The sequence below is a fragment of the Caloranaerobacter longqiensis genome (assembly GCF_050286925.1).
In the GTDB taxonomy this organism is placed as follows: Bacteria; Bacillota; Clostridia; order Tissierellales; family Thermohalobacteraceae; genus Caloranaerobacter.
Window position 1 is genome coordinate 25,383 of sequence record NZ_JBFWFX010000004.1, and the last position, 25,035, is coordinate 50,417.

29 protein-coding genes and 1 riboswitch are annotated in these 25,035 nt (G+C 28.8%); all 29 genes read left to right on the top strand.

The window, feature by feature from the left end:
* Positions 1-14 precede the first annotated feature (14 nt).
* Positions 15-545 (top strand): cob(I)yrinic acid a,c-diamide adenosyltransferase, encoded by a 531-nt coding sequence (locus AB4Y15_RS04820; RefSeq protein ID WP_427338790.1) that lies wholly within the window; start codon positions 15-17, stop codon positions 543-545.
* Positions 546-566: 21 nt separating this feature from the next.
* A complete protein-coding gene (locus tag AB4Y15_RS04825; RefSeq protein ID WP_427338791.1) occupies positions 567-1,532 on the top strand; it encodes an ABC transporter substrate-binding protein in 966 nt (321 codons plus the stop codon).
* Between the two features lie 18 nt (positions 1,533-1,550).
* Positions 1,551-2,618 carry a FecCD family ABC transporter permease gene (locus tag AB4Y15_RS04830; protein ID WP_427338792.1) on the top strand — a complete coding sequence of 356 codons (1,068 nt, stop codon included), beginning with the start codon at positions 1,551-1,553 and terminating at the stop codon, positions 2,616-2,618.
* The gene (locus AB4Y15_RS04835; RefSeq protein WP_427338793.1) at positions 2,619-3,410 is read left to right on the top strand and encodes a heme ABC transporter ATP-binding protein; all 792 of its coding nucleotides are present in this window, start codon (positions 2,619-2,621) and stop codon (positions 3,408-3,410) included. It begins immediately after the preceding gene.
* An 82-nt stretch (positions 3,411-3,492) separates the two neighbouring features.
* Positions 3,493-4,314 (top strand): Cof-type HAD-IIB family hydrolase, encoded by an 822-nt coding sequence (locus AB4Y15_RS04840; RefSeq protein WP_427338794.1) that lies wholly within the window; start codon positions 3,493-3,495, stop codon positions 4,312-4,314.
* 129 nt (positions 4,315-4,443) lie between these two features.
* Positions 4,444-4,923: a chemotaxis protein CheX gene (locus AB4Y15_RS04845; RefSeq protein ID WP_427338795.1), complete on the top strand. Its 480-nt coding sequence runs from the start codon at positions 4,444-4,446 to the stop codon at positions 4,921-4,923.
* A gap of 12 nt (positions 4,924-4,935) precedes the next feature.
* On the top strand, positions 4,936-5,406 hold the full coding sequence (gene trmL / locus AB4Y15_RS04850; RefSeq protein WP_035164096.1) for a tRNA (uridine(34)/cytosine(34)/5-carboxymethylaminomethyluridine(34)-2'-O)-methyltransferase TrmL: 471 nt from the start codon (positions 4,936-4,938) through the stop codon (positions 5,404-5,406).
* A 272-nt stretch (positions 5,407-5,678) separates the two neighbouring features.
* A complete protein-coding gene (locus AB4Y15_RS04855) occupies positions 5,679-5,975 on the top strand; it encodes a hypothetical protein (RefSeq protein WP_427338796.1) in 297 nt (98 codons plus the stop codon).
* Between the two features lie 27 nt (positions 5,976-6,002).
* Positions 6,003-6,254: a hypothetical protein gene (locus tag AB4Y15_RS04860; protein ID WP_427338797.1), complete on the top strand. Its 252-nt coding sequence runs from the start codon at positions 6,003-6,005 to the stop codon at positions 6,252-6,254.
* A 411-nt stretch (positions 6,255-6,665) separates the two neighbouring features.
* A riboswitch (cobalamin riboswitch) is annotated at positions 6,666-6,853 on the top strand.
* A gap of 208 nt (positions 6,854-7,061) precedes the next feature.
* A complete protein-coding gene (locus AB4Y15_RS04865; protein WP_427338798.1) occupies positions 7,062-7,805 on the top strand; it encodes an energy-coupling factor ABC transporter permease in 744 nt (247 codons plus the stop codon).
* Positions 7,805-8,086, top strand: coding sequence for an energy-coupling factor ABC transporter substrate-binding protein (locus tag AB4Y15_RS04870; RefSeq protein WP_427338799.1), 282 nt, complete (start codon positions 7,805-7,807; stop codon positions 8,084-8,086). The genes AB4Y15_RS04865 and AB4Y15_RS04870 overlap by 1 nt, the downstream gene beginning before the upstream one ends.
* A 27-nt stretch (positions 8,087-8,113) precedes the next feature.
* A complete protein-coding gene (gene cbiQ, locus AB4Y15_RS04875) occupies positions 8,114-8,851 on the top strand; it encodes a cobalt ECF transporter T component CbiQ (RefSeq protein WP_427338800.1) in 738 nt (245 codons plus the stop codon).
* 28 nt (positions 8,852-8,879) lie between these two features.
* Positions 8,880-9,719: an energy-coupling factor ABC transporter ATP-binding protein gene (locus tag AB4Y15_RS04880; RefSeq protein ID WP_427338801.1), complete on the top strand. Its 840-nt coding sequence runs from the start codon at positions 8,880-8,882 to the stop codon at positions 9,717-9,719.
* Between the two features lie 115 nt (positions 9,720-9,834).
* Positions 9,835-11,268, top strand: a complete 1,434-nt coding sequence (locus tag AB4Y15_RS04885; protein WP_427338803.1) for an RNA-guided endonuclease TnpB family protein — start codon at positions 9,835-9,837, stop codon at positions 11,266-11,268.
* Between the two features lie 93 nt (positions 11,269-11,361).
* Positions 11,362-12,087 (top strand): precorrin-2 C(20)-methyltransferase, encoded by a 726-nt coding sequence (cobI, locus tag AB4Y15_RS04890; protein WP_427338804.1) that lies wholly within the window; start codon positions 11,362-11,364, stop codon positions 12,085-12,087.
* 19 nt (positions 12,088-12,106) lie between these two features.
* Positions 12,107-12,913: a sirohydrochlorin cobaltochelatase gene (locus tag AB4Y15_RS04895; protein ID WP_427338806.1), complete on the top strand. Its 807-nt coding sequence runs from the start codon at positions 12,107-12,109 to the stop codon at positions 12,911-12,913.
* An 11-nt stretch (positions 12,914-12,924) separates the two neighbouring features.
* Positions 12,925-14,316, top strand: coding sequence for a cobyrinic acid a,c-diamide synthase CobB (locus AB4Y15_RS04900; RefSeq protein ID WP_427338807.1), 1,392 nt, complete (start codon positions 12,925-12,927; stop codon positions 14,314-14,316).
* 1 nt (position 14,317) lies between these two features.
* A complete protein-coding gene (locus AB4Y15_RS04905; RefSeq protein WP_427338808.1) occupies positions 14,318-15,841 on the top strand; it encodes a cobyric acid synthase in 1,524 nt (507 codons plus the stop codon).
* Positions 15,842-15,866: 25 nt separating this feature from the next.
* The gene (locus tag AB4Y15_RS04910; RefSeq protein ID WP_427338809.1) at positions 15,867-16,742 is read left to right on the top strand and encodes a GHMP family kinase ATP-binding protein; all 876 of its coding nucleotides are present in this window, start codon (positions 15,867-15,869) and stop codon (positions 16,740-16,742) included.
* Positions 16,743-16,761: 19 nt separating this feature from the next.
* The gene (locus tag AB4Y15_RS04915; protein WP_427338810.1) at positions 16,762-17,382 is read left to right on the top strand and encodes a precorrin-8X methylmutase; all 621 of its coding nucleotides are present in this window, start codon (positions 16,762-16,764) and stop codon (positions 17,380-17,382) included.
* Between the two features lie 28 nt (positions 17,383-17,410).
* The gene (cbiD, locus tag AB4Y15_RS04920) at positions 17,411-18,529 is read left to right on the top strand and encodes a cobalt-precorrin-5B (C(1))-methyltransferase CbiD (protein ID WP_427338811.1); all 1,119 of its coding nucleotides are present in this window, start codon (positions 17,411-17,413) and stop codon (positions 18,527-18,529) included.
* Complete coding sequence (gene cbiE, locus AB4Y15_RS04925) at positions 18,526-19,149, top strand: precorrin-6y C5,15-methyltransferase (decarboxylating) subunit CbiE (protein ID WP_427338812.1); 624 nt, start codon at positions 18,526-18,528, stop codon at positions 19,147-19,149. Before cbiD ends, cbiE begins: the two co-directional genes overlap by 4 nt.
* Positions 19,139-19,729 carry a precorrin-6Y C5,15-methyltransferase (decarboxylating) subunit CbiT gene (cbiT, locus tag AB4Y15_RS04930; RefSeq protein WP_427338813.1) on the top strand — a complete coding sequence of 197 codons (591 nt, stop codon included), beginning with the start codon at positions 19,139-19,141 and terminating at the stop codon, positions 19,727-19,729. The genes cbiE and cbiT overlap by 11 nt, the downstream gene beginning before the upstream one ends.
* Positions 19,730-19,773: 44 nt before the next feature.
* Complete coding sequence (gene cobM, locus AB4Y15_RS04935; RefSeq protein ID WP_427338814.1) at positions 19,774-20,535, top strand: precorrin-4 C(11)-methyltransferase; 762 nt, start codon at positions 19,774-19,776, stop codon at positions 20,533-20,535.
* Positions 20,528-21,568, top strand: coding sequence for a cobalt-precorrin 5A hydrolase (gene cbiG, locus AB4Y15_RS04940; RefSeq protein ID WP_427338815.1), 1,041 nt, complete (start codon positions 20,528-20,530; stop codon positions 21,566-21,568). The genes cobM and cbiG overlap by 8 nt, the downstream gene beginning before the upstream one ends.
* Positions 21,569-22,849, top strand: coding sequence for a glutamyl-tRNA reductase (gene hemA / locus AB4Y15_RS04945; RefSeq protein WP_427338816.1), 1,281 nt, complete (start codon positions 21,569-21,571; stop codon positions 22,847-22,849).
* 24 nt (positions 22,850-22,873) lie between these two features.
* Positions 22,874-23,614, top strand: coding sequence for a precorrin-3B C(17)-methyltransferase (gene cobJ, locus AB4Y15_RS04950; RefSeq protein WP_427338817.1), 741 nt, complete (start codon positions 22,874-22,876; stop codon positions 23,612-23,614).
* Positions 23,611-24,378 (top strand): cobalt-precorrin-6A reductase, encoded by a 768-nt coding sequence (locus tag AB4Y15_RS04955; RefSeq protein ID WP_427338818.1) that lies wholly within the window; start codon positions 23,611-23,613, stop codon positions 24,376-24,378. The genes cobJ and AB4Y15_RS04955 overlap by 4 nt, the downstream gene beginning before the upstream one ends.
* Entirely contained in the window at positions 24,371-25,030 is a 660-nt protein-coding gene (locus AB4Y15_RS04960) for a precorrin-2 dehydrogenase/sirohydrochlorin ferrochelatase family protein (protein ID WP_427338819.1), read from the top strand. The genes AB4Y15_RS04955 and AB4Y15_RS04960 overlap by 8 nt, the downstream gene beginning before the upstream one ends.
* The last annotated feature ends 5 nt before the right edge of the window (positions 25,031-25,035 follow it).

The following is a 25,035-nucleotide window of genomic DNA, read 5'->3' on the forward strand; positions in this document are numbered from 1 at the left end:
AGGGGGTAGGGAAAATGGATAAAGGATTAATTCAAGTTTATACAGGTGATGGTAAGGGGAAAACTACAGCGGCATTAGGGCTAGGATTGAGAGCTGTTGGATATGGTTACAAAGTAAAAATGGTACAGTTTTTAAAAGGACGTGATTCCGGAGAATTATTTAGTACGAAAAAGTTTAATGGGAATTTTGAAATATATAGATTTGATAAATCAAAAAAGTTTTTCTGGAATATGAATGAAGCTGAAAAAGAAGAATTAAAGAAAAAAATTAGTTATGCTTTTGATTTTATTGAAGAGACAATTAGGAAAAATGATTGCGATATTCTTATTTTGGATGAAGTTATGGGCGTTATAAGTAATAAATTAGTTTCAATAGATAGAGTTCTACATATTTTAGACATGAAACCTGAAAATATGGAAATCATATTAACAGGAAGGAATGTTCCTAAAGCTATACTTGATAGAGCAGATTTAGTTAGTGAAATGAAGATGATTAAGCATCCTTTTGAAAAGGGCATACCAGCGAGGAAAGGAATTGAGTATTAGATAATAAACGGAGGGGATAAAGTGATTAAAAGTAAATTTACTAAAGTATTAGTCTTATTATTATCTTTAATATTAATTATGGGAGCATTTACGGGTTGTATTAAAAAGAAAGAAGAAAATATTGATAATAAGAGTGAGATAAATGAATCTAATAAAGTTGGTGCAATTTATCCAATAGAAGTAGAAGATGATTTCGGAAATAAAGTTACAATAGAAAAAGAGCCATTAAGAATAGTGTCTCTAGCACCTAGTCATACTGAAATCTTATTTGCAATAGGTTTAGGTAACAGAGTAGTAGGTGTAACAAATTATTGTAATTATCCAGAAGAGGCAAAAAGTAAAGAAAAAGTTGGAGATTCTTTTAATGTAAATGTTGAAAAAATAATAGAACTAGCTCCAGATTTAGTAATACAGTATGGACAGGGTAAAGAAGAAGTTAATAAGAGATTAAAAGAAGCTGGTATTAAAGTATTAAGTTATGAGCCAGAGTCTATAGATGATGTAATTAATTTGATTGATGAATTAGGCAAAATAACTAATAGACGAAGAGCTGCTAAAATGACTATAGTTGATATGATGGCAAAAAGAGATTTTGTGTTATCAAAAGTTTCAGGGAAAGAAAAAGTGAAAGTATTTTATGAATTGCAGGATAAACCGTTAATGACAGCAGGTCCAGGTTCTTTCATTGATGAGCTTATTAATTTAGCAGGTGGAGAAAACATTGCCAAAGATGCAAAAGGGAAATATCCTCAGTTTGATTTAGAACAGCTTATTGAAAGAAATCCAGATGTATATTTGGTACCAAAATATGGAGAGAACAAAACGGTAGATAGTATAAAATCAAGAGCTGGATATGAGAATATAAATGCTATCAAGAATGATAGAGTTTATATATTAGACCCTGATATAATATCAAGACCAGGACCTAGAATAGTAGATGGATTAGAATTGATAGCAAGAAAAATACATCCAGAAGCATTTAAATAAGATAGAGTAGTGATGTATATGGAGTTTATATCTAAAATTAAATGTAAGAGAAGTATAGTGTTTTTAATATTATTTATTGTATTGGTAATAAGTATCTGTGTATTTGCTACAATAGGTACTGCTAATATAAGTGTATCGGAAACAGTTAAGATAGTAATTTCAAGATTGCCTTATATTGGCAGTTATGTAGACATAGATAAAATACCACAATCTCATTTTATCATTATTTTAAAAGTTAGATTGCCTAGAGTATTATTAGGTGTATTAGTAGGAGCAGCCCTTTCAAGTGTTGGGGCTGCTTTTCAAGGAATGTTTAAAAATCCTATGGCTGATCCATATGTTATTGGGATATCATCAGGAGCAGCTTTAGGTGCTTCTATAATAATTATTTCGGGATTTAATATTGGTTTATTAAAACTTTCGAGCGTTTCGATTGGTGCTTTTTTAGGAGCTATGATTTCTACTTTTATAGTTTATTTTATTTCAAAGGTAAAGAACAAGGTTCCAATAAATACGCTTTTATTATCTGGGATAGCCGTTGGACAGCTTTTTACGGCTATTATGTCTTTTCTGATGGTTATACATACAAAAGACGTGAATAGGATAATATTTTGGACTTTGGGCAGTTTTTCTTCAAAAGGATGGGACGAATTAATTCCAATTACAATACCTGTTCTGCTTTCAATAGCAATATTAAATTTCTTTTCAAGGGATTTGAATGTTATGCTTACGGGAGAAGAATCTGCACGAAGTATGGGAATAGAGGTAGAAAGAGTAAAATTAACTATTTTAGTTATATGTGCTTTTATGACAGCAATGGTAGTTTCGGTAAGTGGTATTATTGGTTTTGTTGGTTTAATAATACCGCATATAATAAGACTTGTTATAGGGCCTGACCATAGGATTTTGTTGCCTTCTTCTGCATTAGTCGGAGGAATATTTATGATATTTGCAGACACTATAGCGAGAACTATAATATCACCAACAGAAGTGCCTGTAGGTATTATTACAGCTATGTTTGGGGCTCCTTTTTTTCTATATCTTTTGTTAAAGAATAAAAAGACTTATTACTCAGGAGTGAAATAGATGGAGATGGCTATTGAAGTTGAATCCCTTTATTTTAGTTATGGAGATAATTTGGTTTTAAGGGATATTAATTTTAAAATAGAAAAAGGAGAATTTGTCAGCATAATAGGTCCTAATGGTTCAGGGAAGTCGACGCTATTAAAGAATATGATTTCTATATATAAACCGAGTAGAGGTTCTATTAAAATAGATGGAAAAGAAATAAGAGAATATAAGGCAAAGGAGCTAGCAAAAAAAGTAGCTATAGTTCCGCAAGATACGAATATTGCTTATGATTTTTCAGTATTTGACGTAGTTGTTATGGGGAGAAATCCATATTTAGGTCGATTTCAAAGTGAAAGTTATAAAGATTTTCAAATAGTAAAAGATTCGCTAAAACTTACAGATACTCTGCATTTAAAAGATAAGAGTATTAACCAAATTAGTGGCGGAGAGAGGCAAAGAGTAATTATTGCTAGAGCTTTAGCTCAAGAGCCTGAAATTATGCTTTTAGATGAACCTACTTCGCATTTAGATATAAACCATCAGATAGAGATTCTCTCTCTGCTAAAAAAATTAAATACAGAAAAAAATATGACTATAGTAATTGTTATACATGATATAAATTTAGCGGCTAGATATAGCAGTAAAATGATTTTACTCAATAAAGGTGAAATAATTAGTATTGGGAAACCTAAAGAAGTAATTACATATGAAAATATAGAAATGGCGTATAATTTAAATGTTGTTATTACCGAAAATTTATATACTAATAGTCCATATTTAATACCTTTAACATCGAAAAAATTATGAAATAATTTAGTATAATGATTATGATTATCTTGATTAGTGAATAAGATTTTTTAAAAAAATTAAAATAGAGAAGGGGATATGCATGAATTATAAATTGATAGCAGTAGATATGGATGGAACTTTATTGGATAGTAATAATGAAATTTCAGAGAAAAATAAGAATGCATTAAAAATTGCTACAGAAAAAGGAATACAAGTAGTTATCTCAACCGGCAGAATATTCACATCTGCAAGATTTTATGCAAAGTTATTGGGAATCGTAACTCCAATAATAGCTTGTAATGGAGCATATATTTGTGAATATCATAGGAATAATGTGCTTTATGAAAATCCTATAAATCCTGTTGACTGTAGAGAAATAATTAAAGTATTAGAAGACAATAATATGTATTTTCATTTTTATGATAATGATACATTTTATACAAAAGAATTAAACTATAATTCTTTAAAATACTATAATTGGAATAAAAAACAGAAATCAGGGGACAGAATTAATATACAATTAATTGATGATGCCCAGAAATTATTTGAAGAGAGAAAACCTAAGATTTATAAATTTGTTATAATGGATAATGATTCAGATAAATTAAATTATGTAAAGAATATACTTAGTAAGAATAAGAACATCGAAATTGTAAGTTCATGGAAAGCTAGTTTTGATATAATGAATAAAGGTGTATCTAAAGGTAAAGCACTAGAAAAGTTATGTAATATATTAAATATTAAAAGTAGTGAAGTGATAGCTATTGGGGATAATTATAACGATTTATCAATGATAGAATTTGCAGGCTGTGGTATAGCTATGGGCAACGCAGAAGAAGAAGTAAAAAAGAAGGCTGATATAATTACGGATACAAATGATAATGACGGTGTATATAAAGCTTTAAAAGAATTAATATTTTAATAGTTGATAGTCGATAGTCAATAGTTATTATTTTATTGACTATCGACTAATTTTATAATTCAAAAAATAGAATAAAAATTATATATAGTAATCAATAATAGTATTAAATTAGGTTGAAGGAGTGGACATATGGATGATATTATAATAAGTGCCTTGATAAAATCAGGGCAAGAAATATTTTCCCAGGCAATAAGATTATTTGTGGAAATTGAAGAACCTTATATAAAAAAAGAGGTTGAGTTAAAAGATGATATAGGGATAATTACCGGTTTATCTGGTAATTTAAAAGGACAGATTATAATAAAACTCTCTGAGTCAATATCTAAAAAGATTGTATCGAGCATTTTAAATGATATTCCTATTGCTGAATTAGATGCTTCTTGTGTAAAAATATTATGTGATATGAATAATATGTTAATTTGTAATGCTATTTCAGATATTTATAATACAGGAATTGCAATTGATTTGTCTATACCAGCGTTGATATATGGGCAAGATATAAAATATATAGTAAGCGATGAAGTTATATACTGTATTCCATTTAAAGCAGGAAATGATACAATAGAGGTTAATATTATATTAAAAGATAATGATGATAAAAATTTATAAGGGGGTTTTTTTATGGCTTTAAATATTGTTTTAGTTGAACCTGAAATTCCACAAAATACAGGGAATATTGCTAGAACCTGTGCAGCTACAGGTACATCATTGCATTTAGTTAGGCCATTAGGTTTTTCGCTAGATAATAAATATTTAAAAAGAGCAGGATTAGATTATTGGCATATTTTAGATATACATTATTATGATAGTTTTGATGAATTATTAGAAAAATATGGAAAAGAGAAGTTTTTTTATGCAACTACAAAAGCGAAAAAAAGTTATACAGACATGAAGTTTTTTGATGGGTGTTTTCTTGTGTTTGGAAAAGAAACGGCTGGATTACCAGAGGAGTTGCTTAAACAGAATATAGATAGATGTATGCGAATACCAATGCTGGATAATGAGCATGCAAGATCTTTGAATTTATCAAATTCTGTGGCAATTATAGCTTATGAAGCTTTAAGACAATTAAACTTTCCTAATCTTAGATAAAAAACAGAGTATTTTAGACACAAAAAGCTGAACATTTTTATAATTTTATGAATATCAAAATTATGATTAGCTCGATATGGAGCTATTATTTTTTTAGGTTGATTTAACATAATATGACGAAAATTGCAGAAAAACGTCGGTAAAAAGTTGCATTAATGGTATTGACATGTAAAAGCGGTTTTGTATACAATGAACATAGATTTATGTAAGTTTAAAATTAATAAAAGGTATATTAGAAGTAATAGCAGACAAGAGAGGAAAGCTTAATTATGATGAAGGATAAACTTTTATTTGAAATTTTGAATACATTAGCAGATGATGGAGAAAACATCGAACAAATTGAACACTTGCTATCCTATTTTAATATAGAGTTTAGTAGAAAAAAGGTTAAAAAATGCTTAAATGAATTACTTGATAAGTCATTGATATATATAACATATCCTAATGGCAGTAGCAATGATTACTTTATTAAATTATCTTATGATAATAAAGAGATTGAGGATTATTGGTTTGAAATGACAGAAAAAGGACGTAAATTGTGGGAAAGAATTGAATTTAAATCAGAATAATTACAATAACTAAAGAGGAGATATGTTATGCAAAATAAATTTAATACATTAGATGAGTTTTACGACAACTTAAAGCGAGGAGGAGAAATAGAGTTTAGATATAAGGGTAAGGAATATTGTATAACACATCCAGAAGGTAAAATATCAATAATGGAAAAGTATAACTATGAGACGGAGAAATTATACGAAGATATTGAAGAAGTTGGAGAATATGTTATAGAGGATAAAAAACTAAAAGAGATAGTATCTAGTATTGAAATAATTTTTAGATGTTTTTGATAATTTTAGCGGGCTTATTGAAAAGATAGCCCACTTTAGCGTATTGAAGTATAAAACGGTATAGTTAAGGTTAACCATGCTCTTAGTGAGGAAAGAATGATAGAATACTTACAATATTACAAATACAAAATGGAGGGTTAAAGTGTGAGCGATTTAAATAGTGGGGATTTAGAGGCACAGGATGATTATGGACAGACGCCTTTATATGTAGCGGCAAGTTTAGGACATGTAGATATTGAGATAATTATTTAAAGATTGGCAAGTGATTATTAAAGTATGAAAAAATCAATAAGAATAGCTTTAATATTTTTTTTACAACCTTATAATCTTATACATATTACAAATAGGGGCAAAATTATATTTTATTGACAATTTCTATTATTATTTTTATAATAGAAATTGAAGAAAAACTTAATATTGAAGTTTTAAGGTGCTTCTTTATTTAAAGAAGTTAAAAGGGAAGTTCGGTGAAAATCCGACGCAGCCCCCGCTACTGTGAGCGAAGACGAAACCTTATTATGCCACTTGGTAAAACCAGGGAAGGCAAGGGAGTAGGATGAAGCGCGAGCCAGGAAACCTGCCTTAAAACTTTAGCAACAGCTTCGGAGGGAAGTGTGTGCGTTATTATTGATAGTAAAAGATGCACTTGTGTTCCCTAGTGTGTCTTTTATTATGTCTATTTAGCGAAAAACCTTGCATGCTGTTGCAAGGTTTTGTTTTTTTACAAAATATATATATCATAAATAATTATGGTATATGTAACTTTTTATTTAAAAAATATGAAATACATAAAAAGGGGGAAAAAATATGAAAAACAAAAAAATATTTTTATTCTTATCTATTTACTTTTTATATTTTCTAACACCAAATAATGTATATGCAATGCACATAATGGAAGGGTTTTTACCAGTTAAATGGACTATTATTTGGTTTATAGTTTCAATTCCATTTATATTAATTGGCATAAGGAGAATGAATAAAATATGTAAAGATGATATTAATATGAAAATGTTGTTAGGATTATGCGGTGCTTTTGTATTCGTACTCTCATCATTAAAAATCCCATCTGTTACAGGAAGTTGTTCTCATCCTACCGGAGTAGGTCTTGGTGCTATATTATTTGGGCCTATGATAGCAAGTGTACTAGCTCTAATAGTCTTGATATTTCAAGCGCTTTTACTTGCACATGGGGGAATAACTACATTAGGAGCAAATGTATTTTCAATGGGAATTGCTGGTCCAATAGCTGCATATGGAATATATAAATTATTTAGTAAAGGTAAAAAATCAAAAAGTTTAAGTATTTTTCTTGCAGCAGCAATAGGAGATTTAGTTACATATATTGTTACGTCAATACAGCTTGGAGTTGCTTTTCCATCTGAAATTGGTGGAGTTATTGCTTCTGTAACTAAATTTTTAGGTATATTTGCAGTTACACAAATACCTTTAGCAATAAGTGAAGGATTTTTAACTGTAGTCGTATACAATTTACTAACTCAATATAATAAGGATGAACTTCAACAACTGGCTGCAATAAGGGGGGAGAAATGATGTTTAAAAGAAATTTGTTAATTATCTTTATTGTTATAATACTTACTATTATTCCTCTTGTAGTAAAAAAAGATGCAGAATTTGGTGGAGCTGATGGTTTAGCTGAAGAATATATAAGTACATTAGATCCGGATTATGAACCATGGTTTAATAGTATTTGGGAGCCTCCAAGTGGAGAAATAGAAAGTTTATTATTTGCTCTTCAAGCAGCTATAGGAAGTGGATTTATTTTCTATTTCTTTGGTTACTACATGGGGAAAAGAAGGAGAATGGTAGATTAAATGATTTTGATAGATAAATATTCATATATGAATAATATTAGAAAAATTCATCCTATGGAAAAAGTTCTTTTTGGACTTTTTCCATTATTTACATGCATTATATCTAAATCATTATTTCTATATATTTTTGTGATTATTACTTTTTCATTTAGTATTTTAGTAATAGCCAAAATACCAGTAAAATATTATCTTAAAATTTTATTTATTCCACTTCCATTTTTAATTATTAGTTTTTTAGCAATTGCAATCGATTTTTCTAGAACTTATGAAGTTTTAGATTATTTTATAAAAATTAAATCCCTTTATATTGGATTAAGAAAAGAGGGATTAAATACAGGAATACATCTATTTTTTAGAGTTTTTGCTTCAATAAATTGTCTTTATTTTATATCTCTTACTACTCCAATTAACGATATAATATGGGTTTTAAGGCGAATGAAGTTACCTAAAACTTTTGTTGAAATATTCATGATAATATATAGGTTTATATTTGTTTTGTTAGATACCGCGAGTAATATAAAAAATTCACAACTTTGTAGGTTAGGATATAGCAGTATTAAAAGAGGATATTATTCATTAGGTAAACTTATAAGTAATGTATTTATAAAATCGTTTCACATTCATAGAATGTTGTTCCTTTCAATGATTTCAAGGGGATATGATGGTGAGATTAACGTTTTAGAAGAGGAATATGAATATTCATTTAAAAATAAGATTTTGATTTCCATATATTTTACATTTACTATAGTTATAGCATTCTTCTAAACAATTAAAGTTAATGGAGGAAAGTATATTGAAGAATATAATAATTTCCTGTGAAAAAATACACTATAAGTATCCTGATGGGACTTATGCACTTAAGGGTTTAAATATTAATATTGAAAAGGGTAAAAAAATAGGTATTTTAGGTCCAAATGGAGCAGGCAAAACTACTTTATTTTTTCATTTGAATGGGCTATACAAGCCAGATTATGGGAAAATATATTTTGAAGGCAAAGAAGTTGTATATGATAAAAAAAATCTAAAGTATTTAAGAAGTAAGGTTGGAATAGTTTTTCAGGATTCTGATGCTCAACTTTTTTCTTCAAGTGTATATGAAGAGATTTCCTTTGGTATTATGAATTTAAATATACCGATTAATGAAGTTAAGAGGAGAGTAGATTATGTAATAACTAAGCTTGGAATAGAAAATTTAGTTCATAGGCCTACTCATTTTCTTAGTGGAGGAGAAAAGAAAAAAGTTGCAATAGCATCTATTCTTGCAATGAGTCCTGAAGTAATAATTTTAGATGAGCCATTAGCTAATGTTGATTCAAAAGCTGCTGATGAAATAATTGAAATACTTAATCAGCTTAATAATGAAAATAAGACAATTATTATTTCTTCACATAATCCAGATAATATTTATTCTTGGGCTGATTATATATATGTATTATATGACGGTAATATTCTTGGCGAAGGTACACCATATGAAATATTTAGCAATGATAAATTAATGGAAATAGCGAATGTAAAGAAACCGATAATACTTGAATTTTATGAAAAATTAAGAGATAAATACCCAGAAATAAAAAATAAATATGGTATACCTAAAAATAAGGATGAATTATTTAAAATAATAGAATTAATATAAGATTTATGGAGGATAATTAACAGTTACAAAATATTTATAAAAACTTATAAAAACTTTAAAACAATTATAAATTCAAAAAGTAGTTAAGGAAGATTATAGAGGGAGTTAAAGGGAGATGAGTAAATCAGCAGATGAAAATATAAGAACATACAAAATGAGAATAAAAGACAAAAAATTCAAATCAAAGGTTATAGATTATATTTACAAGTATAGACATTTTGAAAACATGTATATAATACTCCTTAATCAAGACTATAAACAAAACATCGGAGATTTTAGGTTGTTAACTAACTATGAAATAATGAGAGCACTATTTAGAAGAACTACTCCGAAAAAGCTAGAAGAAAAGCTAACTTATATCAGAAATAAATATAAAAACCATCAAATAATGAATGACTTAATAAACTTATCTAAAAGACTTAAAATTCACAATTTAGTAGAAATAATGAAAAGAGTAAAATATCAATATAAAGGATTTTTTACTAGAGTTAAAAGTGGAGATTATAAAGCAAAACCGCCAAAACCTAAAAAACTATCAAAACTAACTAATTATACAATTCCATTAGATAGTTATAAAGGATTTTCATTAAAAAGAAAAAATCAGCTAGGAATAAACCTTAACAATAAAATGATAAGGACATATATAAATCATAAAGAATTAGAGAAAGTAGTAGGGAATTTAAAAAATATTAAAGCAGTACATCTTAATTTTTCAAACAGTGAATTGTACTTACTTTTCATATATGAAAAAGAAGAGAAAGAAATAAAAGAAAAACCTTACAAAAGTGCAGGGATAGATATAGGAATAAACAACCTTTTAAGTATATATGTAGACGATAAAGAAACACTAAGTTTAATAATAGATGGTAAAAAGTTCAAGACATATAACGCTAACTTTAATAGATTTATAGCAAAATTAAACAGAGAAATAAAGACTACAAAAGATAAAAATAGAAAAAGATATTTAGAAAAATATAGAACATATATTTACGAAAAAAGAAATAGATATTTTCATGATCAATTTCATAAAATCAGTAAAAGAGTATTAGAGTATCTAGAAAAACATGATGTAACAGAGATAATATTATCGGACAACCTAAACAATCTAAAAAATAATGGTAAGTGCAGATTGAATAAAACTAACAAGCAAAGCTTTATACAAATACCATTTGGAAAGTTAATAAGGTATATAGAATACAAAGCCAAAGGTTATGGAATAGAAGTAAAATTCGTAGATGAAAGCTACACATCTAAAGTAAGTAGCTTAACAGAAGATATAAAAATAATGCAAGAATTATCCCAATATAACCTTGATTTAACTAATGCTTTAAATGGGAAGCGAGTTAAACGAGGTTTATTCAAAGACAAAGTTATAAATAAAATAATTAATGCTGATTTAAACGGAGCGAGGAATATATGTATATTGGGCAATAGAAAAGCACAGCAAAAATACAAAATAGGAGGTGAAAACCGTTGGCTTATGCTTAAGCTGTGCAATCCTATAAAAGTAGAAAGCGACTTCGAGTTATGCAGGCTTATAGCCTCATAATAGAAGTATCGGATAAGATCTATAAATCTATAAAGATTTATAGGTATGCGTTGCTTTCTATAAGGTTTTTATAGATATAAGTCAACGGTATATATGAGAAAAGGTATATTTTATGGAGTGGGAGTTGGTCCTGGAGATCCGGAACTCATAACTATTAAAGCAAAAAAGATATTAAATGAAGTAGATGTAATAATATGTCCAGAAAAAAGAGAGTCAGCAGGGAGTTTTGCTTATAAAATAGCTAAAGAACATATAAAAAGTAATGCAGAAATAATGTATTTGACATTTCCCATGGTATATGATGAAAATGAGCTTCAAAACAAATGGGAAGAAAATGCTTCTATAATAGCAAAAATGGTGAACAAAGGCAAAACAGTAGCATTTATCACTTTAGGTGATCCTACTATTTATAGTACATATATGTATCTTTTGCATTATTTAAAGAAATACGATATTGAAGTCAAGACAATACCGGGAATTACCTCATTTTGCTCTGTATCGAGTAGTTTAAATATGCCCATAGCTGAATGGGAAGAAGGATTTAGTGTAGTTCCATTAAGAAAAGGTGATAATGACAAACTTAAAAGGGCTTTGGACAATTTTGAAAATGTTATAGTAATGAAGCCAGCAAATGATTGTAAAATTCTTGCTAATGAATTATTAAAAAGGGGGCTTGAAAACAATTTTGTTTTAATTTCTAAGTGTGGTACAGAAGAAGAGAGAATTATTACGGACATTAATGTAATAATTAATGAAAAAATTCCATATCTTTCTACAATAATAATTAAAAAGAATGGTTTGAAAATATATAAATATTAACTTAAGAGAGGAGAAAAAGATGAAAAGAGAAATAAACTCAAATAAGAGAGCAATTTTAGTAGTTAGTTTTGGGACTAGCTATGCTAAAACTAGAAAATTAACAATTGAAGCTACTGAAAAGAGGTTTGAAGAGGAATTTCCTGCTTACGATATAATAAGGGCTTTTACTTCTCAAACAATAATAAATATATTAAAGAAAAGAGATAATATTGAGGTTTTTAATGTAAAAGAAGCATTAGAATATCTAAAAAATCAGGGTTACTCGGAAGTAATTATACAGCCACTACATATAATAAATGGAATTGAATATGAAGAGTTAGTTTCAGAAGCTATGAATTATGTTAAATTCTTTGATAAATTTAAAATAGGCAGACCTTTGCTTACATCTACAGAAGATTACAAAGAAACAGTTAATGCATTAGCAAAGCAGTTTACAAACCTAAAAGAAAATGAGGCAGTAGTTTTTATGGGACATGGAACTTGCCACCATTCGAATGCTGCATATGTAGCAATGGAATATGTATTTAATGACTTAGGATATAAAAACGTTTTTGTGGGAACAGTTGAAGGATATCCTGAAATTGAACAAGTTATGAATAGACTTAAAGAAAATAATATAGAGAAAGTTACTTTAATGCCATTTATGCTTGTAGCAGGAGAACATGCACTAAATGATATGGCAGGAGAAGAAAGTGATTCATGGAAAACTATTTTAGAAAAGGCTGGATATGAAGTTGATGTATATTTACATGGATTAGGTGAGAATAGAGGAATACAAAACATTTATATAAGACATGCATATGAGGCAAAAACAATTGTAGAATGAGGATGATATTTATGAAAATGCCAAGATTTGTAATTGGTGGTACTCAAAGCGGCGTTGGCAAGACAACAGTATCTGTAGGAATAATGAAAGCTCTTAGTAAAAGAGGTTTAAATGTGCAACCTTATAAAATTGGTCCAGATTACATTGATCCTGCTTTTCATAGTTTTGTAACAGGTAATAAATCTAGAAACCTTGATAGCTGGATGTTAGAAGAAAGGGCAATAAAGGATATTTTTGTAAAGAATTCATTTGACAAAGATATTTCAGTAATTGAAGGGGTAATGGGACTTTACGATGGCTTTGGAATAGAAAAAGATAATGGCAGTACGGCACATGTATCTAAAATTTTAAAGAGTCCTGTCATATTAGTAATAGATGGAAATGGAGTATCGTCTAGTGCCGCTGCACAGGTGTTAGGATATAAATTGTATGATGAAAAAGTTAAAATTAAAGGAGTTATTGTAAATAATGTTTCGGGGCAAAAACATTATGAATTGATTAAAGAGGCTATAGAAAAATTTACCGGAATTAAATGTGTAGGGTACTTAAAAAAGAATATAGATATTAAACTCGAAAGTAGACATTTAGGATTAATACCAACTGCGGAAGTAGAAAATTTAAATGAAAAACTTGATAAGCTCTCTTCTATGATAGAAGAGACTATTGATATAGATGAAATAATAGAAATTTCTAAAGAAGTTTCAACATTATACTATACGTATAATAATGACAATAAAACAAGACTTAAAGATGTCAACATAGGGGTAGCATTAGATAAAGCCTTTAATTTTTATTATCAAGATAATTTAGACTTATTAGAAGAATTAGGAGCAAAATTAGTATATTTTAGTCCATTAAAAGACAGAAAACTACCTGATAATTTACATGGATTATATTTAGGGGGAGGATTTCCTGAAGTTTTTGCTAAAGAGCTTGAAGAAAATGAGGAATTGAGAAATGAGATAAAAAAAGCATCAGAGCTTGGAATGCCGATATATGCAGAATGCGGTGGACTAATGTATTTATGTAAATCTATTACTACCATTGATGGTAAAACATATGAAATGGTTGGAATATTTAATAGAAATGCAAGAATGACTAATAAACTTCAACGATTTGGATATGTTTATGTAAATATTCTTAAATCATGTACTATATCTAAAATGCCTACTCAAGTAAAGGCACATGAATTTCATAGATCTATTTTAGATGAGAGTACTAATGATAATTATATCTATCGAGTAGACAAAATTAGGGAGAATAAAATTATAAACTCTTGGAAATGCGGAATAGTGAAAAACAACACTTTAGGAGCTTATGCTCATATACACTTTTATAGTAATAAGAGACTAGCAGAAGATTTTATAGAAAATTGCAGATTATTTAAAAAAGGAAGTGTTTAAGTTGAAAAACAAATCCATAATGATTCAAGGAACGGCTTCTTCAGTAGGAAAAAGTATAATTACGGCTGCATTATGTAGGATATTTATGGAAGATGGATATAAAGTGGCACCATTTAAGTCACAAAATATGGCTTTAAATTCATACATAACAGAAGAAGGACTAGAAATGGGACGAGCTCAAGTCGTTCAAGCTGAAGCATGTGGGCAAAAGCCATCAGTATTAATGAATCCTATTCTATTAAAACCTACAACGGATAAAAAATGTCAAGTTATTTTAAATGGGAAGGTATATGGTAATCTTTCAGCTATGGAATATCATAATTTTAAATCTAAATTAAAGGATGTAGTAAAAGAAGCATATGAAAAGTTAAGTAGTTTAAATGATATAGTCGTTATAGAAGGGGCAGGCAGTCCAGCAGAAATAAATCTTAGAGAAAACGATTTGGTAAATATGGGGATGGCTGAAATAGCCGATTCTCCAGTAATATTAGTTGGAGATATAGATAGAGGAGGAGTTTTTGCTTCTATTTATGGTACAATTATGCTTTTGAGTGAAGAAGAGAGAAGTAGAGTTAAAGGAGTAATCATAAATAAATTTAGAGGGGATGTTGAAATTTTAAAACCAGGTATAGAAATGCTTGAGAATTTAATTAATATACCTGTATTAGGAGTAATTCCCTATGCCGATATAAAAATTGAAGATGAAGATAGTTTAGCTGAAAGGTTTAGAAAACATAACAACAATAATGGGGTTATAAATGTAGAAATATTATACTTACCTCATGTATCAAATTTTACCGATTTTAATGTCTTTGAAACACAAGAGGATGTTAATTTAAGATATGTCATGAGAGGAGAAAGTATAGGAAATCCTGATATATTAATAATTCCAGGTTCTAAAAATACTATTGAAGATTTAATATATATTAGAAATTCTGGGCTAGAAGAACAAATATATAGACTGCATAGAGATGGCAAATTAATAGTTGGGATCTGTGGAGGATATCAAATGCTTGGAAAAAAAATAAAAGACCCTTATGGAACGGAAAGTTCAATAAAAGAAATAAACGGTATAGGGTTATTAGATACAGAGACGATATTTGAGATTGAAAAGACAACTACACAGGTTGAAGCTGAAATAATATACAGTAATGGTATTTTTAAAGATTTGAAATATAAAGATATTGTTGGATATGAGATACATATGGGGCAAACAAAATTGGGTAGTAAGGTTAAGCCATTTACGAAGATAAGAAAACGATTAAATGAGGAGACAGAAATATACGATGGAGCAATAAATAAAGAAGGGAATGTATTTGGGACATATATTCATGGAATATTTGACAATATAAATTTCACACGAGAAATTTTAAATAAAATAAGGCTTTCTAAAGGATTGAATCAGATACAATCAAATGTTAATAGTTTTAAAGAATTTAAAGAGAATGAATATAAAAAGCTTGCTAAATTAGTAAGAGAAAATATTGATATGGATAAAATATACAAAATAGTGAATGGTGATTAAAAATTATATGTGAAGAGGTTTTGTTATGAAAGTTAAAGTAAAATGTCCTGGTTCTTGTGGAGAGTATATTCAAGGAATTATAGGCGATAGTGAGAAACTTATATCATTACCTATAGATATTTATTCTGAAGTTACAATTGAAGAGAAAAAGAGCTGCAAGTTAGATTCTAGAATAAAGAAGGCTACTTTAGCTTTATATAAAACATTAGAATACTTTGATATACCTATAAAATATGCAGAAAATTTATCTTTGACTATAAATTCAAAAATTCCTGTAGCAAAGGGTATGGCAAGCAGCACTGCCGATATATGTGGAACTATTATGGCAACTACTAAATTAATTGGTAAAAAAATATCTGATGAAGAACTTGCGAAATTATGTTGTAATATTGAGCCTACAGATAGCACTATATTCAAAGAATTAACTTTATTTGATCATATAAATGGCATAATTAAAGAAAAATTTGAGTGGAATCCTCAAATCAATATTTTAATACTAGAAAGTAATAGTATGTTAGATACTCAGGAATTTAGAAAAAATAATTTTAGTCATTTGAGGAATATGAATAAAAAATATATTGAAAAGGCTTTTGAGTATTTTTCAAGAGCATGCAGTGAAAAAGATAAAAAGCTATTAGGAACAGCATGTACTATAAGTTCTCTAGCAAATCAGAATATAGTTTTTAAACCTAGACTAAACGAAATTATTGAAATATCCCATAAGTTTAATGCCTACGGGGTAAATGTTGCCCATAGTGGTACAGTTGTAGGGATATTGTATGATGAAAATATAGTTGATATAGAAAAGTTAATATATGCTTTAAATAAAATTAATATAAAAGAAGAATATTCTAAAATATATTCCACAAAAAGTGTTGAAGGTGGAGTCAGATATATTTAATAAAACAAGGTGAGGTATTATGTTAGATTATATTAAAAATCCATATGAAATTGAAAAAAAGAGTTTTGAAATAATAACTAAAGAATTGGGGAGCAAGATATTTCCAGAAGATATCGGTAAAATTATAAAAAGGATAATCCATACTACGGCTGATTTTGAGTATGCAGATATTACGGTAATAAAGGAAGGAGCTTTAGATAGAGCAAAAGTCGCTATAAAAAATGGAACTAATATTATAACTGATACTAAAATGGCTATGGCTGGTATCAATAAAAGAAAATTATCTGAATATGGAGGACAAGTTTTTAATTATGTAGCAGACGAAGACGTAGCTCAAGAAGCTAAAAAAGAAGGAGTAACCCGTTCGATTGTAGCAATGAGAAAGGCCATAAAGGAAAATCCTAAGGGAATATTTGTAATTGGTAATGCTCCTACTGCATTATTTGAGCTAGTCAAACAAGTAAAGGAAGGTAAAGCTATTCCTTCTTTGATAGTTGGAGTAACAGTTGGTTTTGTTGGAGCTGCAGAATCGAAAGAAGAGCTTTTGAAATTAGATGTTCCATATATAGTTACTCGTGGTAGAAAAGGCGGAAGTACTGTTGCAGCAGCTATTATTAATGCCATTCTTTATATGCTCTAGTAGGAAATTTTAGAAAAGAGGTATGAGCATGTTAGATAAGTATGTTTTTAAAGATGGTAAAAAGATGAGGTATGGGTATACTACGGGTTCTTGTGCTGCTGCTGCGTCCAAAGCTGCTACTCTTATGGCTCTAAGAGGCGAAATAGTATCAGAAATAGAAATAGACACTCCGAAGGGATGGAAATTAAATCTAGAAATAATAAATCCAGAAGTATTAGATAACAGTAGTGCAATTTGTTATGTAAAAAAAGATGGTGGAGATGATCCTGATATTACAAATGGTATTCTGATAGGTGCAAAGGTGAAAATTACAAATACTTCTGAAATAATTATAAAAGGTGGACAAGGTGTAGGCATAGTTACAAAGCCAGGACTTTATGTGCCAGTGGGCAGTCCTGCTATAAATCCTGTTCCATTAAAAATGATAAAAAATGAAATAAAAAAAATTTTACCCAAAAATAAAGGAGTAGAGGTTACTATAATTGTTCCAGAAGGAGAGAAAATTGCTAGAAAAACTTTTAATCCAAAGCTTGGAATTCTAAATGGTATATCAATATTAGGAACAAGTGGGATAGTTGAACCTATGTCTGATGAAGCCTTTAAAGAGTCTCTGGCTTTAGAATTTAAAATACTTAAACAAAAAGGTATTGATAAAGTTGTATTAGTTCCAGGCAACTATGGGGAGGAAAAGGCATTAAAGAATTTTGGTATTGAAAAGAAGTATATTATTAAAATTAGTAATTTTATTGGGTTTATGCTTAATAAATGTGTAGAGTTAAATGTGAAAAAAGTATTATTGATAGGACATATAGGAAAATTAGTAAAAGTTTCAGCAGGAATTTTTAATACCCATAGTAAAATTGCCGATGCTAGAAACGAAATAATTGGAGCAAATTTAGCACTTTTAGGAGCACCTAGCGAGGTAATAAAAGAAATTTTTGATTGTATCACTACAGAAGCAGCAATAAAAGTAATAGAGAGATATGGGTATCAGTCTATTTATGAAGTTTTATGTAAAAAAGCTGAAGAAAGATGTATTAATTATTCTTATGGGGAATTAGAAGTTGGAGTAATTATGTTTTCGATGGAAAAAGGAATTTTATATATTGGAGATAATGCTAAGAAAATTTTGGAGGAATTTCGATGAATAAAATATATGTACTTGGTATGGGACCAGGGCATAAAGATTACATATTGCCCATTACTTTGAAAAAAATAAATGAAAGTGAAGTTTTAATTGGTGGGAAAAGATTATTAATGGATTTTCAAAATTGTGGGAAAGAATTAGTTATCATTGATAGTAAATTAACCAAAATAATCGACTATATAAAAAAAAATAAAGAACATAAAAAAATAGCATTACTTTTATCTGGTGATACTGGTTTTTATAGTATGTTAGATTATCTTAAAAAATATTTTAAAGATGAAGAAATGGAAGTTGTGCCAGGAATAAGTTCATATCAATACTTAATGGCAAAACTCAATAAATCTTGGCATGATTTCTTTATAGGAAGTGTTCATGGAAGAGAGTTAGATATTATCAATGTAGTAAAAAGTAATAAAAAGGTAATATTGCTTACAGATTTTAGAAAATCTCCATCTTATATAGCTTCTCTATTGTTAAAAGAAGGAATAAAAAATAAGAAAATGATAGTTGGTGAAAATCTTTCTTACATTAATGAGAGGATTATTTGTGATACACCCGAAAATATATCAAAAATGAGAAATATGGGTATTTCTGTAGTGGTGATAGAAGATGAGGAGTAAATGGCAGTATTCTACGAGTGGAATTCCAGATTCCATGTTTATTAGAGGAAAAGTTCCAATGACTAAGGAAGAAATAAGAGCAATTTCTATTTCAAAACTAAGGTTAAAGGAAAATATGAATGTTGTAGATATAGGAGCAGGAACAGGTTCTGTTTCTATAGAAATAGCACTCATTTGTAAAAAAGGTTCTGTTACTGCCATAGAGAAAAATGAAGAGGGAATAAAATTAATTATTGAAAATATAAAAAAATTTAATATTCCAAATATAAATGTAGTTCATGGATATGCAGTAGAAGAACTTAAAAAGATAAATTCATTTGATAGAGTTTTTATTGGTGGAAGTGGAGGAGAATTGAAAGAAATATTAAAAGTTTGCAAAGAGAAATTGTCAGATGGAGGGATTGTTGTCATTAATGCTATTACAATTGAAACAATATATAAATCTATTAAATATTTAAAAGAGTTTAAATTTAATGATATAGATATTGTTTCAGTTTCGATATCAAAGGGGAAAGAGATTGGGAATTATAGAATTATGGAAGGATTAAATCCCGTTTATATAATATCTGCAAAAAAATAATAGTTTCAGTCGTATAAAATATCAAATAGAAAAGAGTGGTGTTTATGAAGGTTTATTTCATAGGAGCTGGGCCTGGAGATCCAGAGCTTATTACTATTAAAGGGGCAAAAATAATTGCTAATGCAGATATTATCATTTATGCTGGCTCCTTGGTTAATGATGAAATATTAAATAATAGAAAGATAGATGCAGATGTTTATAACAGTGCATTTATGACTTTAGAAGAAATAATAGATGTTATGGAGAAAGGTGTAAAAGAAGGGAAAATAGTTGCAAGGGTACATACAGGAGATCCCAGTATATATGGTGCTATAAGAGAACAAATGGATATATTAGAAAGAAAGGGTATAGAGTGTGAAGTAATACCTGGAGTAAGTTCATTTGTTGCAGCGGCGGCAGCTATCAAAAAGGAGTTTACATTACCAGGAGTTTCTCAAACAGTAATTTTGACGAGAATGGAAGGAAGAACTAAAGTACCTGAAAGAGAAAAAATAGAGAGTTTGGCAAGCCATAGAGCATCAATGTGTATTTTTCTTTCAGTACATATGATTGATAAATTAGTTGAGAGATTAACTACTCATTATCCTAAAAACACTCCTATTGTGGTAGTACAAAAAGCTTCATGGAAGGATGAAAAAATCGTTGTAGGAACTTTAGAGAATATTGTTCAAAAAGTCAAAGAAGCTAATATTACAAAAACTGCACAAATACTTGTAGGAGATTTCCTAGGAAATAATTATGAATTATCTAAACTATATGATAAAAATTTTAGTCATGAGTATAGGAAGGTTAATAAAAATGGATAAGGCAATAATAACTCTTACAAAGGGTGGAATTAAGTTAGGATTAAAGCTTTTAAATGAATATGAGGATAGTGTTCTTTATATAAATAAAAGATTTGATATCTGCGGAGATAGGATTTTAAAGATACAAAATGATATACAATCTTTAATCCCTCAAATTTTCCATAAATATAGGTGTCTTATATTCATCATGGCAACCGGAATAGTAGTTAGAGTAATAGCACCGCATATTAAAAGTAAAACTGTAGATCCTGCCGTTATAGTGCTAGATGAAAAAGGCAAAAATGTTATATCTTTATTATCAGGGCATCTAGGATTTGCAAATGAATACACACTAGATATTGCTAGAAGGTTAAATTCAAATCCCGTTATTACTACTTCATCCGATGTCAACGAAACATTGGCTGTTGATACGATTGCTATAAAATTAAACTGCATTATAGAAAATATGAAGAATGCAACAAAAGTAACGGCTCATATAGTAAATGGCGAAATGGTAGGAATTGAATCTCAAATAAATATCGACTTTCACTTACCGTATAATATAAAGATTATAAGAAACTCAAAAGATTATTCAGCGTATAAAGGGATAATCTTTATTACTAATGAAAATATGAGATTGCCTAGAAATATAGATGCAGTTTTATTACGACCTAAAAATCTTATTATTGGTATAGGATGTAGAAGGGGAATAGATAAAGAAAAAATTATATCGGCAATTAAAGATGCATTGAATAAAGCAAATAAAAGCATTTTATCTGTGAAAAAAATTGCCACTATAGATTTAAAAAAAGATGAAAAAGGTATTTTAGAGGCTGCTAAATATATGAATGTACCTCTTGAAATTATAAGTAGCGGAAAAGTTAAGGAAATAGAACATAAATTTCAGACTTCAGATTTTGTTAAGAAATCTATAGGTGTAGGAGCAGTAGCTGAACCGGTAGCTGTATTGGCTTCTAATAAAGGTAGATTAATCTTAAATAAAAGAAAATATGATGGTATTACTATTGCTTTAGTAGAAGAAGGTGATTGTTAGATGGATATTGTTGTAGTTGGATTAAATCATAAGAAGGCACCTATACATATAAGAGAAAAAGTTTCATTTAAAGAAAGTCAAAAGGAAGATGGATATAAAATTTTAAAAAAATGCCATTTTGTTAAAGAATTTTTGATTCTTTCAACATGTAATAGAAGTGAAATAATAGCCGTTGTTAGTGATATTGAAAAGGGAATTGATGAAATAAAAAGATTTTATACTAGATTTTTCGATTTAGATTCAAATTATATAGAAAACTATTTTTATGAAAAATCATCTGATTGTGCAGTTAAACATGTTTTTAATGTGGCTGCAGGGCTAGATTCTTTAGTTATTGGAGAAGATCAAATACTTGGTCAATTAAGGAAAGCCCATGAGTTTGCTTTAAATAAAAATGCTACAGGTACAATTTTAAATAAGTTAATAAGAGAAGCAATTACTACTGCAAAAAAGATAAAGAGGGAGACAAAGATTTCGGAGAATTCATTATCTATAAGTTCTATTGCAATTAAATTTATAGAAAAGATTTTTAAAGATTTGACTAATAGAAAAGTGCTTGTAATTGGTGTAGGGGAAATGAGCAGAATTGCAATAGAGAATTTGATTTACAAAGGAGTTAAGGAGATATATGTAACAAACAGGACAAAGGGACATGCTGTTGATTTATCTAAAAGATATAGGGAAATTGGTGTGGTAAATTTTAAAGATAGATACAAAATGATTAACGAAGTTGATATTATTATTTCTTCCACTAGCGCTCCGCATTATGTTTTAAGGAAGGATGAATTTGTAAAATATCATAAAAAAGATAAAAAAATATGTATCGTAGACATAGCACTTCCGAGAGATGTAGAACCAGAAATAGGAGAGTTAATGGGAGTTTCTTTATATGAACTTGATCAGCTCAAAGATGTAGCTAATGAAAACTATCAGTTGAGAATTGAATCTGCAAAAGTAGCGTCCCAAATTATAATTGAAGATTGCATAAAATTTGAAAATTGGTATAGTTGTTTGCCTGTCTTTCCAGTTATAAAAGAATTAAAAAATTATAGTTCATCAATTGTTGATAAAGAGTTAGAAAGTTTCATAAAGAAAATGAATCATTTAAGTGATAAAGAAAAAGAGCAGATAATCCTTTTTACTAATAGTTTAGTAAAAAAACTCTTTAAAAGACCTCTTCTTGAACTTAAAAGAGCCGGAGAAGATAAAGAAGGAGAATTATTTGCTCGAGTTACCAAAGAATTATTTGGATTATCTGGAAAGGAACACCATACAAAATAGCATTTTTTAAGTGGGTGATATGATATGAATAATAAAGGGAAAATATATGTTGTTGGCATTGGACCTGGGAATATGGAGCATATGAGCCTTATGGCTTTAAAGGCAATAGAAAAATCTCAAATTGTTATAGGATATAAAACTTATATAAATTTAATTAAAGACTTACTAAAAGGTAAGGAAGTTATTGATTCTAGTATGAAAAAGGAAATAGAGAGATGCAATTTAACTATAGATGAAGCTGAAAAAGGGAGAATAGTTTCAATAGTAAGTAGTGGAGATCCAGGAATATACGGTATGGCTGGAATTATTTTAGAACTTATAAATAAAAGAAAAAGTGAAATAGATGTAGAAATTGTTCCGGGTATATCAGCAGCTAATGCAGCAGCTGCATCATTAGGTTCTCCTCTAATGCATGATTTTGCAGTAATTTCTTTAAGCAACTTACTTACCGATTGGGAGATAATTAAAAAAAGAATTGAATGTGCAGCAGCGGGTGATTTTATTATTTCTTTATATAATCCTAAAAGTAAGAGAAGGGTAAATCAAATAGTTGAATCGAGGGATATCATTTTAAAATATAGAAAACCATCTACTCCTGTTGGAATAGTTAAGAATGCAAAACGTACTGGAGAAAAAGTGATTATAACTGATTTAGAAAATATGCTAAATTATGAAATAGACATGTTTACTATAGTTATCGTAGGTAATTCGAATACATATATTGAAAATGGTAAAATGATTACACCGAGGGGATATAACATATGATTCTTATTTTGAGTGGAACCAAAGATGGAAGGGAAATAGCCTATATTTTATATAAAAAAAATTACCCGCTTATAGTTACTACTACTACAGATTATGGGAAGTATTTAATTAAAAAGTATGAAGATTTAGAAGTTTACAGCAAAAACCTAGATTATGAGGAAATGCTTGAATTAATTGATGAAAGAAATATAAAGCTAGTGATAGATGCAACCCATCCTTATGCTGAAAAAGTAAGCAAAAATATTAATAGGGCTTGTAAATATAAAGGGATTCCCTGTTTTAGATTTCAAAGGAAAGAAATTGGAAATCTATCAGAATTTCAAAATATAGTTCAGCGAGCAGAAGATTATGAGGAAGCCGCAAAGAGTTTAGCAAATAGGAAAGGTAATATATTACTAACCATAGGCAGTAAGACTTTAGATATATTTGTAAAATATATAAATGTCCAAAGGTTATTTGCAAGGGTTTTGCCTACTAGTGATGTTTTAAAAAGGTGTGAAGATTTAGGTTTTAAACCATCAAATATTATTGCGATGCAGGGGCCATTTTCGAAGGAAATGAACATAGAAATTATAAAAAAATATAACATCGATATCATGGTAACAAAGGATAGTGGGGAAATAGGAGGAACTGTTGAGAAACTTAAAGCTGCAGAGGAATGTGGAATAAGTGTAGTTGTAATAGAAAGACCTAACATATATGGAGAATTAGTTTATGATGATATAAATCAACTAATAAAAAAGGTGTGTGAGGTTTATGGGTAATTACTACCCTATTATGCTGGACATAAATGGTAAAATATGCAAGGTCATAGGTGGAGGAAAGGTTGCAGAAAGAAAGGTAAATTCTCTTCTTGAATATGGGTGCATTATTGAAGTAATAAGTCCCTTTTTTACACAAAAACTTGAAGAATATGCTTTAGAAGGTTTAATAAGCATTAAAAGACGAAGATACATTTATGGAGATTTAGAAGGAAGTTTTTTAGTATTTGCAGCTACGAATGATGACAAAGTTAATAATGAATGTTTAAGGGAATGTAAAGAAAAAAATATCTTGATAAACATAGTGAATAGGCAAGATATGTGTGATTTTATTGTTCCTTCAAAGATTAAAAGAGGAGATTTATCTATAACTATATCTACGAATGGTAAAAGCCCTGCTTTGTCAAAGAAAATAAGAAAAGAGTTAGAGAAATTATATCCAGAAGAATATTCTGAGTATGTTAATCTTTTAGGAGAAATAAGGGAAAAGGTAAAAAGGGAAGTAAATGATATTAATAAACGAAGAGATATTTTGTTTAAAATAATTAATTCAGGAATTATAGAGAAATATATTGATAAAGAAATAAAAGATTTAAAAAAGGAATTGTATAATTTGTATAACAAAATCTTCATTTTTGAAGATATGAATGTGTAGTTTTA